Source organism: Chryseobacterium oncorhynchi (genome assembly GCF_002899895.1).
In the GTDB taxonomy this organism is placed as follows: domain Bacteria; phylum Bacteroidota; class Bacteroidia; order Flavobacteriales; family Weeksellaceae; genus Chryseobacterium; species Chryseobacterium oncorhynchi.
In genome coordinates, this window is the sequence record NZ_PPEI02000002.1 from 82,584 (window position 1) to 98,182 (window position 15,599).

The 15,599-nt window shown below is 38.3% G+C and carries 12 protein-coding genes; 8 read left to right on the forward strand and 4 right to left on the reverse strand.

The genetic code is table 11. The features are described 5' to 3' along the window. Positions 1-74 precede the first annotated feature (74 nt). The 3 genes from C1638_RS06020 to C1638_RS06030 all read left to right on the forward strand — a co-directional run bounded on the left by C1638_RS06020 (position 75) and on the right by C1638_RS06030 (position 8,145). A complete protein-coding gene (locus C1638_RS06020) occupies positions 75-7,166 on the forward strand; it encodes a thrombospondin type 3 repeat-containing protein (protein WP_123838347.1) in 7,092 nt (2,363 codons plus the stop codon). 248 nt (positions 7,167-7,414) lie between these two features. Then, on the forward strand, positions 7,415-7,744 hold the full coding sequence (locus tag C1638_RS06025; protein WP_317047557.1) for a hypothetical protein: 330 nt from the start codon (positions 7,415-7,417) through the stop codon (positions 7,742-7,744). Between the two features lie 74 nt (positions 7,745-7,818). After that, complete coding sequence (locus C1638_RS06030) at positions 7,819-8,145, forward strand: AsnC family protein (RefSeq protein WP_109619216.1); 327 nt, start codon at positions 7,819-7,821, stop codon at positions 8,143-8,145. 144 nt (positions 8,146-8,289) lie between these two features. Here C1638_RS06030 and C1638_RS06035 read toward each other — a convergent pair whose 3' ends face one another. Together C1638_RS06035 and C1638_RS06040 are read right to left on the reverse strand one after the other, a co-directional pair. Next, positions 8,290-8,508 (reverse strand): hypothetical protein, encoded by a 219-nt coding sequence (locus tag C1638_RS06035; protein WP_185140411.1) that lies wholly within the window; start codon positions 8,506-8,508, stop codon positions 8,290-8,292. 153 nt (positions 8,509-8,661) lie between these two features. Continuing rightward, positions 8,662-9,504 (reverse strand): helix-turn-helix domain-containing protein, encoded by an 843-nt coding sequence (locus C1638_RS06040; RefSeq protein ID WP_109619218.1) that lies wholly within the window; start codon positions 9,502-9,504, stop codon positions 8,662-8,664. Between the two features lie 202 nt (positions 9,505-9,706). On the opposite strand from C1638_RS06040, the gene moaA reads away from it, so the two are divergent. The 5 genes from moaA to C1638_RS06065 all read left to right on the forward strand — a co-directional run bounded on the left by moaA (position 9,707) and on the right by C1638_RS06065 (position 14,136). Next, the gene (moaA, locus tag C1638_RS06045; protein WP_109619220.1) at positions 9,707-10,693 is read left to right on the forward strand and encodes a GTP 3',8-cyclase MoaA; all 987 of its coding nucleotides are present in this window, start codon (positions 9,707-9,709) and stop codon (positions 10,691-10,693) included. A gap of 2 nt (positions 10,694-10,695) precedes the next feature. After that, positions 10,696-11,898 (forward strand): molybdopterin molybdotransferase MoeA, encoded by a 1,203-nt coding sequence (locus C1638_RS06050; protein ID WP_109619222.1) that lies wholly within the window; start codon positions 10,696-10,698, stop codon positions 11,896-11,898. A gap of 66 nt (positions 11,899-11,964) precedes the next feature. Next, entirely contained in the window at positions 11,965-12,441 is a 477-nt protein-coding gene (moaC, locus tag C1638_RS06055) for a cyclic pyranopterin monophosphate synthase MoaC (protein WP_109619224.1), read from the forward strand. Beyond that, positions 12,422-13,027 carry an NTP transferase domain-containing protein gene (locus C1638_RS06060; RefSeq protein ID WP_109619226.1) on the forward strand — a complete coding sequence of 202 codons (606 nt, stop codon included), beginning with the start codon at positions 12,422-12,424 and terminating at the stop codon, positions 13,025-13,027. The genes moaC and C1638_RS06060 overlap by 20 nt, the downstream gene beginning before the upstream one ends. A gap of 74 nt (positions 13,028-13,101) precedes the next feature. Then, positions 13,102-14,136, forward strand: a complete 1,035-nt coding sequence (locus C1638_RS06065; protein WP_109619227.1) for a HesA/MoeB/ThiF family protein — start codon at positions 13,102-13,104, stop codon at positions 14,134-14,136. Between the two features lie 23 nt (positions 14,137-14,159). On the opposite strand, the gene C1638_RS06070 is transcribed toward C1638_RS06065, so the two are convergent. Together C1638_RS06070 and C1638_RS06075 are read right to left on the reverse strand one after the other, a co-directional pair. Next, complete coding sequence (locus C1638_RS06070; RefSeq protein WP_109619229.1) at positions 14,160-15,074, reverse strand: bestrophin family protein; 915 nt, start codon at positions 15,072-15,074, stop codon at positions 14,160-14,162. A 27-nt stretch (positions 15,075-15,101) separates the two neighbouring features. After that, positions 15,102-15,587, reverse strand: coding sequence for a molybdopterin-binding protein (locus C1638_RS06075; RefSeq protein ID WP_109619231.1), 486 nt, complete (start codon positions 15,585-15,587; stop codon positions 15,102-15,104). Positions 15,588-15,599: the final 12 nt, after the last annotated feature.

Here is a 15,599-nt window from a genome sequence, read left to right on the forward strand (position 1 = left end):
GATGAACTCATTATTTATAAAACATCACATTTCAAAAACACACTTGTCGAACATCGACTAAAAATTAGTAAACCATGAAAAAACAGACTGTCTTTTCCATCATACTCCTCATCTTGGGCAATATGATGATTCTGGCACAAAACTGCAGCATCAATGCAGGTGCCAATGCCGTCATTTGCGGTACATCTGCCAATCTATCAGGAAGCCCGGGGGGCAGCACAACAGGAAATCCTTTATGGACGCTGCTATCCAAACCCGCAGGTGCACCTGATCCGGTTATTGTAAATCCTTCGGGTTACACTACCAACGTTACGGGGATGACCTACCCCGGTAATTATGTATTTAACATTACCCAGAACTGTACAACAGGAACAGCAACTTCACAGGTAACCATTACGGCTCCCGGAGATGTTTCTTCCTTTACTGCAGGACCTGACATCACCAATATCTCTGCTGCTACAGGTGCAGCAACCTTAAATGCAGTAATACCTACAGGGTATACGGCTTCGTGGACATATTACAACATTTATAATAAAGAATATTATAATCAAACCACCACCACGAATGCTACTATGTCTAATACGACAACCGCTACACCTACACTATCCCTTACAAAGAAAGCTAATCATGACATTGATCCAGCTTATCGTGCAGTATTAAGAATAACGTCCATCAACAACCCAAACTGCTGGTACGAAGATGATGCGATTGTAAGATTCATTCCCAATACACAAATCAGTCTTTCGGCAATCCAAAACAGGTGTTATTCATCCACAGAGACCAACCGGTATATCAGTTTGAGTGGCACCTCTCCAATGTTTGCCACCAATACGACAAACTCATCAGGAAACCCGGCATTTGGGACAACAGTTACCCTGAACGTTATCAGCCAGCCAGCTGGGGGAAATATTTCATTTTCCAGCTTAAGGAACAGTTCAATCTACTTCAATGGAGTAAATGTCACGGGAGCCTATGTATTCACCATCACCGTCACCAATGCCGGTGGAACCTATACCACTCCTCAGATTACCTATAACTACAATGGAACAGATCCTCAAAAAGTGAGTTTCCTTGATGCTTCATATCCAGATCAAATGCAGTATTATAGTTCTGGTGGCAGCGGAGGTTCAGTGTATTGCAATATGGTAGGAAAAGCGACTCCCATTACCTTTTATTTCAAGATCGATCCTTTACATCAGGCATCCATAACAACAGCAATTGCTAATTCAGGGATTACACCTCCTGGAGGAGCTCCTACTTTTGTATTGAACGGTGCGGGTACCATGAATAGAAATGTCACGGTGACCCCTCCTGCTGGCGGATGGAGAGCTGGTACTTATATCATTGGAATCTCTACAGGGGATGGTATATGTAAAATCTCTCAGTCTTATTATATTCATATTTCAGATGGAAGCCGTCCCAATGTAATGGTACCTACCACCACAGTATGTTATCCGGGATCAGGTATTGTAACCGCAACTATCCCTTTACCTACTGTATATCAAGGGGTAATCAACAGCAGCTATTTACAAGGTTTCGATGGCAGATATGACTTTACACTCATTTCCAAACCTGCGGGAGCTGCCACCCCGATTTATGAAAGCACCAACCTTAGAACAATTACCAATACTTCCACTACCATAAGTAATTTGGATAAACAAGGAGAATATGTTTTTAAAATAAAAGCTGTTCCTAATGCAGGAGGTGTGGATCCCGGATTCTTAGATAGGGAATATGCCTGCTCGGGAACTTCCCCAGAAAGTACGTTCTCTATATTTGTATCAGCACAGGTAAATGCCAATGCAGGATCCAATCAAACATTGGAGATAGGAGCATCACAAATCACCCTCAATGGAAATAATCCAGGGACATCATCCACTGGTATATGGACGTTGGTATCAAAACCAGCCGGAGCTCCGGTCCCGGTCATTTCCAATCCATCACAATATAACACGAATGTTACAGGACTTATCAGTTCAGGAGCGTATACTTTCAGGTGGACAGTTACCACCGGTACTTGCAGTAGTTTCAGTGATTTAACAGTTAATGTTTCTGCCCCATCCCCAGGAGGTGTTGCAGCAGCAGTTTGGTACAAGGCAGATGCTGTTACCTCATCGGATAACACTCCATTGAGCCTGTGGATTGACCAAATGGGAACTGGAAACAATCTTGTACAGGCTACCACTACCCTACAACCTATCTTTTCAAATCAGAATACCTTGGCTAATTTCAACCCAACGGTGACTTTCAATTCTACAGCGCATGGAATAGGACAAGGAGGTTTTATGGCAGCGGATCCAGGGAGTGGAAACGAGATCATAGACCGCTCAAAAGGAAGTATTTATATTGCCGGTAAAATGAATACATTAGGTGCTGCTGGACTGGCAGGCTTTGATCAGACCATGGATTATCCTGGTTTACATATTTCAAATAATGCCACTACGGATAAATTGTTATTTTATACGGCGGGAAGCGGCTATACTACATTATCGACCAATTTATTTGCTGATATAAAACCTTTTGTAGCAGGATCTTCATGGTTGAATGCTGCAGGAAGCACGGCTTCATATCCATTGGCTAAAGTTTGGTTGGATGGTAATGAATCTGTTTACAACAATACACTTAATAATGTAAATACTGGAAATACGGCCCGTACCTTTAGAATAGGTCGTGATATCAATTGGGGAAGCCATGATGGACAAATGAATGAGGCCATCGTATTTGCCACCCCTCTTACAGCATTAGAAAAAGCTCGTGTAGACTCTTATTTAGCCATTAAATGGGGAACAACCCTTACGGGAGATTATGTAAATTCTACAAACAGTATTGTTTGGAATACTTCCACGGCTTACCAAAACAATATCTTCGGTATTGCAAGGGACAATCTTTCTGCTCTATATCAAAGACAATCGCGAAGTGAAAATCGTAGTCAGAAATTGATTATTGGCGTAGGAAATTCATTGGCAAATACAAACTTTGACAATACTAATTCTTTGACGGAAGGGCAATTCTTAATTGCTGGAGACAATGGTCTGAAGCAAGAGCTAAAAACATTGGTGAGCTATACAACCGGTACCAACGGAGAAGTCAATTCCCGTTTTGAATCCATCTGGAAAGTACAGAATACAAACAATATAGGAACAGTAACTGTTGCATGGCCAAAAAGTGTAAAAAACCTTTACCTGGTACAATCTTCAGATGCTGCTTTTGACGGAACGGATACTTTTACTCCAATGACTGCGGAGATAACAGTAAACGGAGTGGTATATAACACCGCCAATGTAATACTAGGAAACGGACAGTTTTTCACTTTTGCAGGTTTTATTCAGGCCCCTGGAGGGGTTGTTGGTCCTGATTTTTGGGTAAAATCTGATGATGCCGGAACTCTAAGTACAGCATGGAAAGATCATTCTGCCAATGCAGATAACATCCCGAATGTAGGTGGAATAACACTGTCATCAGCAAACAGAAACCATAACTTCCACCCTTATACCACAGGATATACTTCAGCGAAGTTTTTTTACAACAATGCTTCAGCACTGAATCCTTTGGGTAACGTTCAATATCCGAATATCAGTACTTCTGTTTTTTCGGCAGTAAGACCTACTGAAACGAGTGGAACAGGACGTATTACAGGAATTGATGATGATGCAACATATGCTTCTGAACCGGGAGTTTCTATTGCCAATGGAAAACCAAGACAATATGAATTTTTTAATACAACAACGTCTTCTGATTTTTCTACGGCTTTCAATACTGGTGTTTCCAATATATTTTCAGCAATTGCGAATAATACGATAGCCAATGGCGGAACTTCCTCTATTGCCGGAGGAGAAAAGAGATTAGGTTTAAATGGCTCTTATGAATCTTTTTCCGGTTTTGCTACAGCCAATAAGTTCCAGATCTACGGTAGAAACCTGCGAATAGGTCATGCCGGTTGGGATGCTCCGGGTGCTTTCCCGGGTGATATCATGGAAGTTGCATGGTATAATCGTACGCTAACAACAAATGAGCAGTCAAGAATTAATTCCTATCTCGCTGTAAAGAATGGGGTTACTTTAAATGAAGATTATCTTTCTACTACCAGCAGCATTGTATGGGATAGAACTAATAATACGGGTTATAACAACAATATCTTCGGTATTGCAAAAGACGATTTCACAGCCTTGCATCAAAAACAGGCCGGAAGTGTGAACAGCGGACAACTGCTTGTAATTTCTACAACAGGCTTTGCCGATAGCAATGCTGGCAACAGTACAGGCCTGGTTAATGACCTGCAATTTCTTCTTACAGGAGATAATGGTTTGAAACAAGGTCTCAGCGTGCCATTTTCTTATACAGCAGGTTCTAACGGGATTACTAATTATCGTTTTGAGGGTATCTGGAAAGTACAAAATACCAATAATGTGGGAACAGTAACTGTTGCATGGCCAAAAAGTGTAAAAAACCTTTACCTGATACAGTCTTCAGATGCTGCTTTTGACGGAACGGATACCTTTACTCCAATGACTTCGGAGGTAACAGTAAACGGATTGGTATATAATACAGCCAACGTAACATTAGGAAACGGGCAGTTCTTTACTTTTGCTGGATTTGGAAATGCTCCGGGAGGGGTTGCCAACAGCCTGTCTTACTGGTATAGAGCGGATAAAAACGCAACCAATACAGGTACGGGAACAGACGTGACCGGATGGACAGATCTTTGGAACGGAACTACTGTTGCACAGATGGGAACCAATGCACTGCCTAAGTACGTATCTGGTACGGCTAATTATTTCAACTTCAACCCGGGAGTTAATTTTACAGGAGGAACACAAACTCTTGGGAATATCAATGTCAGAACATTCTCTAAGGATTCTTATGATGTATTTACATTGACTAAAGAAGGCATGACCAGTGGTGGTGCTCATCCAAGTATCTTCAGATCTCTGGTAGATAATGCATTGCTTACCGGAGACATACGCAGATGGGATGGTCTGGGTATTATAATGGATAATAGAATAGAACGATTCTCCAACACAGGAGGAACTACCGATTATTATGGAAGTCCTACAGGATCATTTTCCACAACAATCCCGAGTATTATGTATCATACATTTACAGCTCTTACCACTACCAAGGCTCTTAATGGAAGTGCAAACTTTGCAACGACCAATCATACAGGTACAGGTGTACGAAATCTGAATGGAGGACATTTATTTGGTGATTCTCAATTTGGAGGTAACGGTAGTGATAACCGTGGGTTCATAGGTAATTTAGGAGAAACAATTATCTACGGTTCAGGTAACCTTACAACTACTGAACGTAGAAGAGTGGATTCTTATCTTGCCATCAAGTATGGTATTACATTAGGACAGGTGAATACAGAGCATTATCTTTCCACGGATGGAGGCATTGTATGGAACGGAGCAACCAATACTACTTACAACAATAACATTTTCGGAGTATCCCGTGATGATATAGAAGCGTTTGAACAGAAAGTATCAAAAAGCGTCAACGCCGGAACGATCCTTACAGTTGCGACCACCAATGATTTCATTAATCCGAATCAAAATGCTGCACGTACAGGATTTCCTAGTGATAAAACCTATTTTCTTTTGGGAGATGACGGAAATATATCCAGCATCCCAACAGATATTGCCCTGGGAAGCAAAATCTATAAAAGAATTCCAAGAACCTGGATGTCACAGGAAAAGAATGCTGATGCAGGAACTTTATTCTTTGAGACAGACCTTTCAGCCTATAACAGTGGTACATTCAACACTGCATCCGGTAGCGTGGTAATGCTGATAGCTGATGATGCTGCTTTCACAAGCAATGTTGGAATAGTAAATCCTATATCTAATAACACTACAAAATGGACATACAGCCAAAACATAGCTGATGGAAAATACATCACATTTGCAGTAGATCCTTGCTATGGTCCTGATACCGATGGTGATGGCATTGCAGACATGTGTGATTTGGATAATGATAATGACGGAATAACAGATCTCAATGAAAACTGTGGCGGATATTATTCAGATAATGAAAATGGCCCATGGAAAGGAGATACAGTCTCTAATCTGACCATAACAGCTCCAAATACCTCTCTACAGACTGCCTCTGTTTTTAATGACAATCTGAATCATTTTTATACCGACAGCAATGGAGCTACTAAAAGATTGGTGAGGTTTCATTCCAATAATGCAGTAAGTTTAACCTATAATTTCTCACCTGGAGTTCCCGCCAATGAGCTTGCATTTTACATACAGGATGTAGATGGTCTTTCAGTTGGATCCTCAGCAGCCAGTTATTCCTTAAAAATAAATGGAGGGAATGTAAATGGCTTATTGGTAAAAGATACGACGACATCCTTAATGCCTAACATTCCTTCTACGGTAATGAACTATGATCCGCTAGTAGGAACAATTTCTTCAATAGGTTCTGTAAATGATCAATGGATACTGTTGAGAGGTGTAGGGAATAATCTTGTTACTTCCATTATGCTTACCAGCAATAATTTTGGAACAAATGATGCCGTTGCTTATAATCTGTTTGCCCACAAATCCTGTGATACCGATGGAGATGGTATCCCTAATTATTTGGATTTGGACTCAGATGGAGATGGCTGCCCTGATGCTATTGAAGGAACAGGAGGGTTTACGGCTGTCAATCTTGTAAATTCTTCACTTCCGGGTGGTAATACAGGAAGTGGCTACAACGGAACAGCCGGTCCTGTCATCCAAAACCTTGGCAATACTGTAAATACTAATGGAATTCCAACCATTGCCAATGCAGGACAAGCCATCGGAAGTTCTCAAAACTTATCTGTTTCAGCTTGTATTCCACCATTCTGTTACAAACCCGGTATTATGACAGGTACCGTATTGGATACTAAAGTTGGAATCACTTCTCTTGGCAGAGCCGGAGCTGGAAGTATCGACAACTGGCCAATGGTAAGAAAAGGAGGATGGCTTGCCTTGGAAGCCAAAACTAAGGGCTTTGTACCCAATAGAGTTTCGTTTGATGCATCAGGAAACCCGGTTGGCATTCCAACAGCCAATTTCGTGGAGGGAATGATGGTATTTGATACAACCAACAAATGTATGAAGATGTACACCCTTAAGGAAGGGGATTCATCCATGGCTTGGCATTGCATCACCACACAAACTTGCCCTGATTAGAAAGAGACCGTTTTCATAAGTGATAGATATTTAGCTCCGGGAAGTATTGTACGGAACGGAGCTAAACTATCGATCACAACACTATTTGTCAACTACACTCAAGACATTATCATCATAATGTCCTTTACACTACCCTATTAAACGAAACGTTATTTATGGATTCAAATTTCAGAAATATTCATATTGGAAGATTCATTCATCTACGGGTTAAAGAAAACAACATAGACATACCCCGTATCTGCAACTTCATGAAATGTACAGAGCTTGAAATAAATGAAATGTACGCTCTGGAGAATCTACCCACCCATACCTTATTGAGGTGGAGTAAACTTTTGGAGTATGATTTCTTCAGATTGTATTCTCAGCATCTCATACTATATGCCCCGCCTTCAGCATCAATTCGGGAATCCGAGAGCTCAAAACTACCTCGCTTCAGAAAGAATATCTATACCCGAGAAATGATAGACTTCATTTTAGAACTTATAGGGAAAGAAGAAAAGACCAAGCGTCAAATTACAGACGAGTATGGAATCCCCTATTCTACATTGTGCAAATGGATGGCAAAACATAATAAATAATTGTATCCTCTAGAAATGAAAGGCTAAGAATAGCCACAATAAAACAACTTCCTATAGACTTTAAAAATAATGTAATGAAACAACAGAACCAACCTAATTATAAACGAATTTATTCTGATATTATTGACCGGAAATTCCCTCATAAGAAAGCGGAATGCAAAAAGCTATTGGAAAAGAAAATGCTATCTGCCATAGATATTATGGAGCTGAACAAAAAAATATTTGAAACCAAGGACCGAGATATAAAAAAAATGAATCAAAAGCTTCGTTCCTACAATACATCAGATATTCTGCGTATTCTTGATTACCAAAAAAACAATAGAATGAATAATCTTCAGGTGGCAGAACACTTTGGATTAAGCAGGAATACAATGACCAAATGGCGGAGGATATTCCAATAATTTACATCGTCATTTACGCCATTAAATATATTGAAAAACAACAAAGTAGCTTTTTTTTAAAGCTCCTTTGTTGATAATACTTTCTCAGAATTTTGCTTTTTGAAACTCCTCAGTTCTTTAGTGAAAATCTCTTATTGTTTCTTACTACAAGAAATTTTTTTTCCATTTTGCTACGGTGTTCCGGCTCAATTTAAAATGACTTGCTAATTGGCTATTATTGAGTTGTTGTTCTTTCTGATAATCCAACATTTCCAGAATGTCAGACTTGTTGTAGGACCTGTGTTTTCGGTTTTCAGATTCCGTTTCTTTGTTGGGGATTCCGAAAATTTTCTTGTTCAGTTCAATGATTTCAATGGCTGACAAGTATTGCTTTTACTATAAAATATAACCTAATTTTTATTTAGTAAAACATCGTATGTCGAAATTCCATAAAATAATTATAGAGTTAAAAAGTGAATTAATACGTAGAAGAGGAATTCATTTTTCTACTTAGTTCATCTAAAAAGATTTGACCTCCTAGCTTTTGTTCATGGTTAATCTATAACTCTTAGGTGTCATTCCTGTTTGAACTCTAAAAAAGTATGAAAAATGAGAAAAATTCTGGAATCCCAGCTCAAAAGCGATCTCCTTAATGGACTTATCAGAACTGTGTAATAATTTTTTTGCTTCTAATAAAACCCGCTCTTTAATAAACTCTAAAGGGGAAACTCTGTATTGTTTTCTACAAATCACACCCAAATAGTTAGGCGTAATGCATAACTCTTCTGCATAGAAAGAAACACTTTTTTGGGTTTTATAATGTTTTTGCACCAATGAATGAAACTTGAAAGCCAGATTATTATGATGGGTTAAGGCAAATTTACCATATACCTCCTCTACCCATAAATTGATCATTAAAGCCAAAAGCCTTACCCTCGCATTAATAAGCTCCGGAAATATCATTTCCGAATGAATCTCCATTCGTATGGCATTGAACTCACTACTCAATTTATCATAAACTTCATCATTCGGCTGTATCATCTCGTATGTACTATGGGATGAAAAAGTATGTTTTAATGTCGGAGAAAATGTTTCAAGAATAGAATCATTGATGATGAGTCTTCTTCCCGATGCACCAGCAGGTAATTTCCATAGGTATTCCCTCTTCGGAAGATGGATAAATAACTGTTTAGAATTCAGAATGTATTTATCAATATCTGTAGTACATTCTCCTGCATTACATTCATCTAAAATAATGATGGTAAAAGAATTATCTGGAAAACGATTAAGCTCAGAAGAATTTATTTCATCCTGATAAATTACATCAATTTTCCTTTTGTCTTCATTCCCTAATTGAGATGTCATATTCTTCTCTTTCATTATTCATTATTAATACCTGCTAAATTATAAAATACTGATAAAAATATCATTAGGTTATCAAAAATTAAGCAGGTATTTCTCATTCTCCGGTTTTGACTATCCGGAATTGTGAAAAAAATATTCCCGTTTACTTACAAATCTAAAAATGACCTCTTTTACGCAAAAACAATCAGTATATTTGTAATAAGACACTTTATTTAAAATGCTGACAGATCAATTCGGACGAACAATAAATTACCTAAGACTGGCTGTTGTGGACCGGTGTAATCTCCGATGTACCTACTGCATGCCTGAAAATGGTCTTACCTGGATTAAACAGGAGGAATTAATGACTGATGAAGAAATGCTAAGACTCTGTTCTGTTTTTGCAGAATTAGGGGTCAATAAAGTCAGACTTACCGGAGGTGAACCTTTTGTAAGAAAGAACTGCATTGATCTTATCGGAAAAATATCTCATTTAGATGGAATTACAGATCTTAGCTTAACGACCAATGGGCTTCTTACGGGGCAGTATATTCCGCAACTCAAGAAGTTTGAAGTGAAATCTGTTAATCTCAGTCTGGATACTTTGGATGAAGAACGCTTTTTCAGAATTACCCGCCGTAAAAGTTTTGATAAAGTAATGAAAACATTAGACTCTTTACTGGAACACGATATCAAAGTAAAGATTAACACGGTGGTAATGGAAAATCAGAATATTGAAGATATTATTCCATTGGTATTACTCACCAAGCAGCTTCCGATTGATGTACGCTTTATTGAAGAAATGCCTTTTAATGGAAATAATGCAGACATTTCTCTAAAATGGAACTATCCTAAAATTTATCAACATATCAAAGATCATTTTCCTGAAATAGAAAAAACAGAAGACCCGAAAAGTTCTACGTCATATAACTACAAAATTCCTGGTTTTACAGGTGATGTAGGAATTATTGCAGCGTATACCCGTTCATTTTGCGGAGACTGTAATAGAATACGAATTACCCCCTCAGGTGTGCTCAGAACTTGTTTATATGAAGGTACCGGTATTAATTTAAAAGATGAAATGCGTTCCGGAAAAACAAATGAAGAGCTCAAAAACATTATTGTGAATACGATACAGAATAAGCCAAAAGATGGATGGGAAGCTCAGAAATTTAATTTAACAGAGTCACAAATTCATCAATCGATGGCTACAATAGGAGGATAACAATGGAAATGATTACCGTACAACAGGCAGAAGACATCGTCATGTCACAACATCAGGATTTCGGCACAGAAAAAATACCCTATGAATTGGCGTTGGGAAGAGTTTTAGCAGAGGATTTGTGTGCAGACCGAGACTTACCTCCTTTTGACAGACCCACTGTAGACGGCATTGCCATCAATTATAGTTCTTATCAAAAAGGGATTCAGTCATTTACCATTAAAGCAGTACAATCTGCAGGTGAGCCTTCTTTATCTATAGATTCGGAAAATGAGTGTATCGAAATCATGACGGGAGCAGCATTAGGTTCCTCAGTGGATACGGTTATTCGTTATGAAGACATTTCAATAGATAATGGAACTGTAAGCATCAATATTGATGTTAAAAAAGGAAAAAACATTCATCTGAAAGCAAGGGATAAAAAACGAGGAGACATTTTGGTAAAAGCTGATCAGGTTATTACTCCTGCCATTATTGGTATCGCTTCCTCCGTTGGGCAAACTACTCTATCTGTAAAAAAACTTCCAAAAATCATCATCATATCCACAGGAGACGAGATGGTAAGTGCTGAGTCTTGTCCTACTCCTTTTCAGCTAAGACGTTCTAATGGAATTACCATACAGACCGTATTGGAAAAATATAAAATTAAGGCTGATGTGCTTCATCTTAATGATGATTATGAAGAGATCAAAAAAGAACTTTCCCGCTGCATCAACGAATATGATGTACTTCTTATGAGTGGCGGAGTTTCTATGGGAAAATTTGATTATCTGCCAAAAGCATGTGAAGAACTGGGAATAGAGAAACTTTTTCATAAGATAAAACAAAGGCCCGGAAAACCGTTTTGGTTTGGTAAAAGCAAGAATCAGAAACTCATATTTGCATTTCCCGGCAATCCGGTTTCTGTATTTATGTGTCTGCATCGGTATTTTATTCCCTGGTTAGAAAAATCTTTGGAAATTCCGGATTCCGGATTTCAGTTTGCTGTCTTACAAAATGACATTGATTTTCCTTTTTCACTTCAGTATTTTGCTCAGGTAAAACTTAGGATAAACTCATCCGGACAATTAACAGCAGAATCTGTAGATACGAATGGATCTGGTGACTTTTCACATCTTGCCGATACCCATGCTTTTATAGAATTACCTATGGAACAGAATACTTTCAGAAAAGGTGAAGTTTATAAAGTATGGCGATATAATTTTTAAAATTGATTGGTGCATACACTCATGAAAAACAGATAATTCGTGTATCTGTGGTTAAAAAATAAAACTATGAAAGATTTTTCACATCTTAATAAAAAACTTGAACCTACCATCGTTAATGTAAGCGGAAAAGCAGTTACCCATCGTAAGGCTATTGCCAAGGCAACAGTAGAACTGCCCGATCATATTTTACAAAAACTCAAGGAAGGTGATTTTAAAACTCCAAAAGGATCTGTTTTCCAGACTGCAATTATTGCAGGAATCATGGCTGCAAAAAAAACAGGAGAACTTATTCCGCTTTGTCATCCGATAGGTTTGGAAAATTGTGAAATAGATATAGAACTTACCGACAACAATGAAATTGAAATCTACTGTACTGCCGAAGTGGAAGCTAAAACAGGAATTGAGATGGAGGCACTTACAGGGGCTTCTGTAGCGGCATTAACTATTTATGATATGTGCAAAGCCATGAGCCATGACATTACCATTAAAGAAATTAAATTAATAGAAAAATCCGGTGGAAAAAATGATTTCAGGAGAGAATAATACAATCCCGAGCATCAACGGGCTGGTGCTGGCTGGTGGCAAAAGCAGAAGAATGGGAACTGCAAAAGACTTACTCAAATGGCATGGTAAAGAACAGCGTTACTTTGCTGCAGATTTGTTAGCTTCATTTTGTGACGAGGTTTTTATCTCCTGCAGGCAAGATCAGTTGGAAAATTTTGATACAGATTATAACGCTCTTACCGACACTTTTCTGAACATGGGACCTTTTGGAGGAATTCTTTCTGCATTACGTTCTCAAAGGGATAAAGCATGGCTGGTTGTCGCTTGTGATATGCCTTTACTGGACGAAAAATCACTGCAGATCTTAATTGAATCGCGTAATCCTGAGAAAATGGCTACTACATACAAAAGCCCTTTTGATGGTTTACCAGAACCCCTAATTACGATTTGGGAACCTAAAAGCTATCCTCTTCTACTCAATTTTTTAGGAATAGGAAATACCTGTCCCAGAAAGGTTTTAATAAATAGTGATACACTTATTTTAGAACCCCATAATCCTGATGCTTTAATGAATGTAAATACTCCAGAAGAGGCTGAAAAAGCGCAAGGGTTTTTAAAGAAATAATCAAAAATGCTCGCAATACACGATTTATATTTCCAAAAAAAACATTTATAAATCTGTAACAAAAAGAAACAATTATGAGTGACTCATTTGAACGCTATCAATGCCAGATTGTTTTACCGGAATTTGGAATTTCTTCTCAGGAATTACTTAAAAATGCCAAAGTACTGATTGTAGGTATGGGAGGTCTTGGATGTCCATCAGCACAATATCTTGCATCTTCCGGTATCGGAACAATTGGTATTGCTGATGATGATATCGTGTCTCTAAGTAATCTGCACCGGCAGATTTTGTATACTCCGGATGACATCGGTTTGTTTAAAGTAGAGGTAGCTGCTAAAAAATTGGGGCAACAAAATCCATCCATTTCGGTTAAACCTCATCGCTTAAGAGTTTCTTCTTCCAATGTAATGGATCTGATCTCAGAGTATGATTTGATTATTGAAGGAACAGATAACTTTGAAACAAAATACTTATTAAATGATGCCTGTGTATTAGCGGGAAAACCATTGATCTATGGGGCTATTTATCAATATGAGGGTCAGGTAAGTTTTTGGAATGTATTACAAAAAGATGGTGCCTATTCTACGAATTACCGTGATGTATTTCCCAATGTTGAGGAATCACAAATTCCTAATTGCAGAGATGGGGGTGTGATCCCTACTCTAGCCGGAATTGTAGGTTGTATGCAGGCTAATGAAGCCATCAAATATTTAACTCAATCCGAAGATATTCTAGCCGGAAAATTATGGATGATGAATGTAATGAGTGGCAAAACTCAAATAATTAAGCTAAGAAAAACCTCAGCTCCAATTACAGAACTGCAGCAAACGATTCCTTTGATAACATTTGAATATTTTAAAGAAAATCAGGAGAATTTTGAAATAATAGACGTCCGTACAGCACAGGAACATCAGAACTTTAATATTGGCGGAAAAAATATTCCTGTAGAAGAACTGCATGATCATTTTCATACAATCTCTGCTGTCTCCCAACCCATTTTAGTGTATTGCCTGTCCGGAAAGCGAAGTTCTGAAGCTGCCAGGAAAATTAAAAAAGCTTTCCCTGACAAAGAAGTATTTTCTTTGAAAGGCGGGATTAGCAAGACGTAACAATCTTTATTCAAAGTAAAAGATCAGTCAATAATATTGTGAATTGGTTTTTGGGAGGTATTAATTTGCTCTCCGGCCAGTTCATGGATTGTTTCATCAATCATATTGCACATGCTATTCAATGCTAAGTCATTTGCCTCCGTGCCAAACGGGTCTTCAATTTCGTCTGCAATGGCTTCAAATGCAACAAATGTATAGGCAACGAATATCACAATAAAGGGCATAAACCAACCCAGTGTATCAACCAGTCCGAAAGGCAGCAAAGAACAATAAATATACACCGTACGATGCAATAAAACACGATAGCTGTAAGGAATTGGCGTTGAAACAATTCTCTCACATCCACCTACTACATCTGCAAGCTTATCTAAGTTTTCATCAAAGCGAGCCTGTTGTATGGTATCAATCTTACCCTGATCCTTTTCTTTTTGAACCCACTCTGCCATGAATCGCATAATGACAATCGGTTTGTACTTTGCCTTCATGATAAGATCCAGTTTACTTTCATCGAGCCTTTGCTTTAAATCCTCATAAGGATCTGTTCTTCTAAGCTGGTGTTTCAGAGCAAATATAAAAGAACTCAATAACTTAATAAATTCAGGAACCGAGGAATCATCCTTATTATTTTTCAAGGTTAAAGCCTGACGGGTTAATGAACGCGAAATATTCAACAGAGCACCCCATAATTTTCTTCCCTCCCAGAATCTATCATAACTTACATTATTACGAAAGCCTAAAAACAAAGCCAGCACAAACCCAAACAATGTTAAAGGTGCAGGATTAAGAGGAATTTTAAATGAAAAGATAATCCCATGAAGATAAGCTACCCCGAGAGACAATATAAAAAGCAATATAAGGCGAGGCAGCAACCCTGGTAATACAGAGCCGTGCCAAACAAAAAGCATTTTGAACCAATGTTCCTTTTTCCTTATAATCATATTGTATCTCTAATCACTGTATGGAAATTAATCTTTAATGTGGCCTATTGTCAAAGACTCTACCTGATAGGAACTGCGAGCAGGCTTTTTCTCTCCTTCTGCAATAATACGAAGCGGGCCTTTTTTCTCCAACAATGGTTTACCATCTATAGTATCTGCAATAATAACATTTTTGTCGGCTATGGAAGCGTCCAGTTCTGCCAATGAAAATAAAACCCGGTATCCGTCTGTACATTTTACCAGCAAATATTTTGAAATATTTTCTCCGTGAAGTTCTTTACCGGACGGAACTCCGGCTTTCGCAAGAATATCGCCGATGGCTACGCCTGTATAAATATGTATATTTCCATCCTTATCCTTTAATGAAGCTTCTTTTCGAGGCATTTTTGAAAGATCTGATAAAGAGAGTTCCAATGGCTGCTGCACTTCTCCTCCAACCTTTAGTTTATATTGTGACTGGGCAAAGGCAATACCAGAAGCTAAAAATAGGGTTACTAGAAATATCTTTCTCATATGGATAAATTA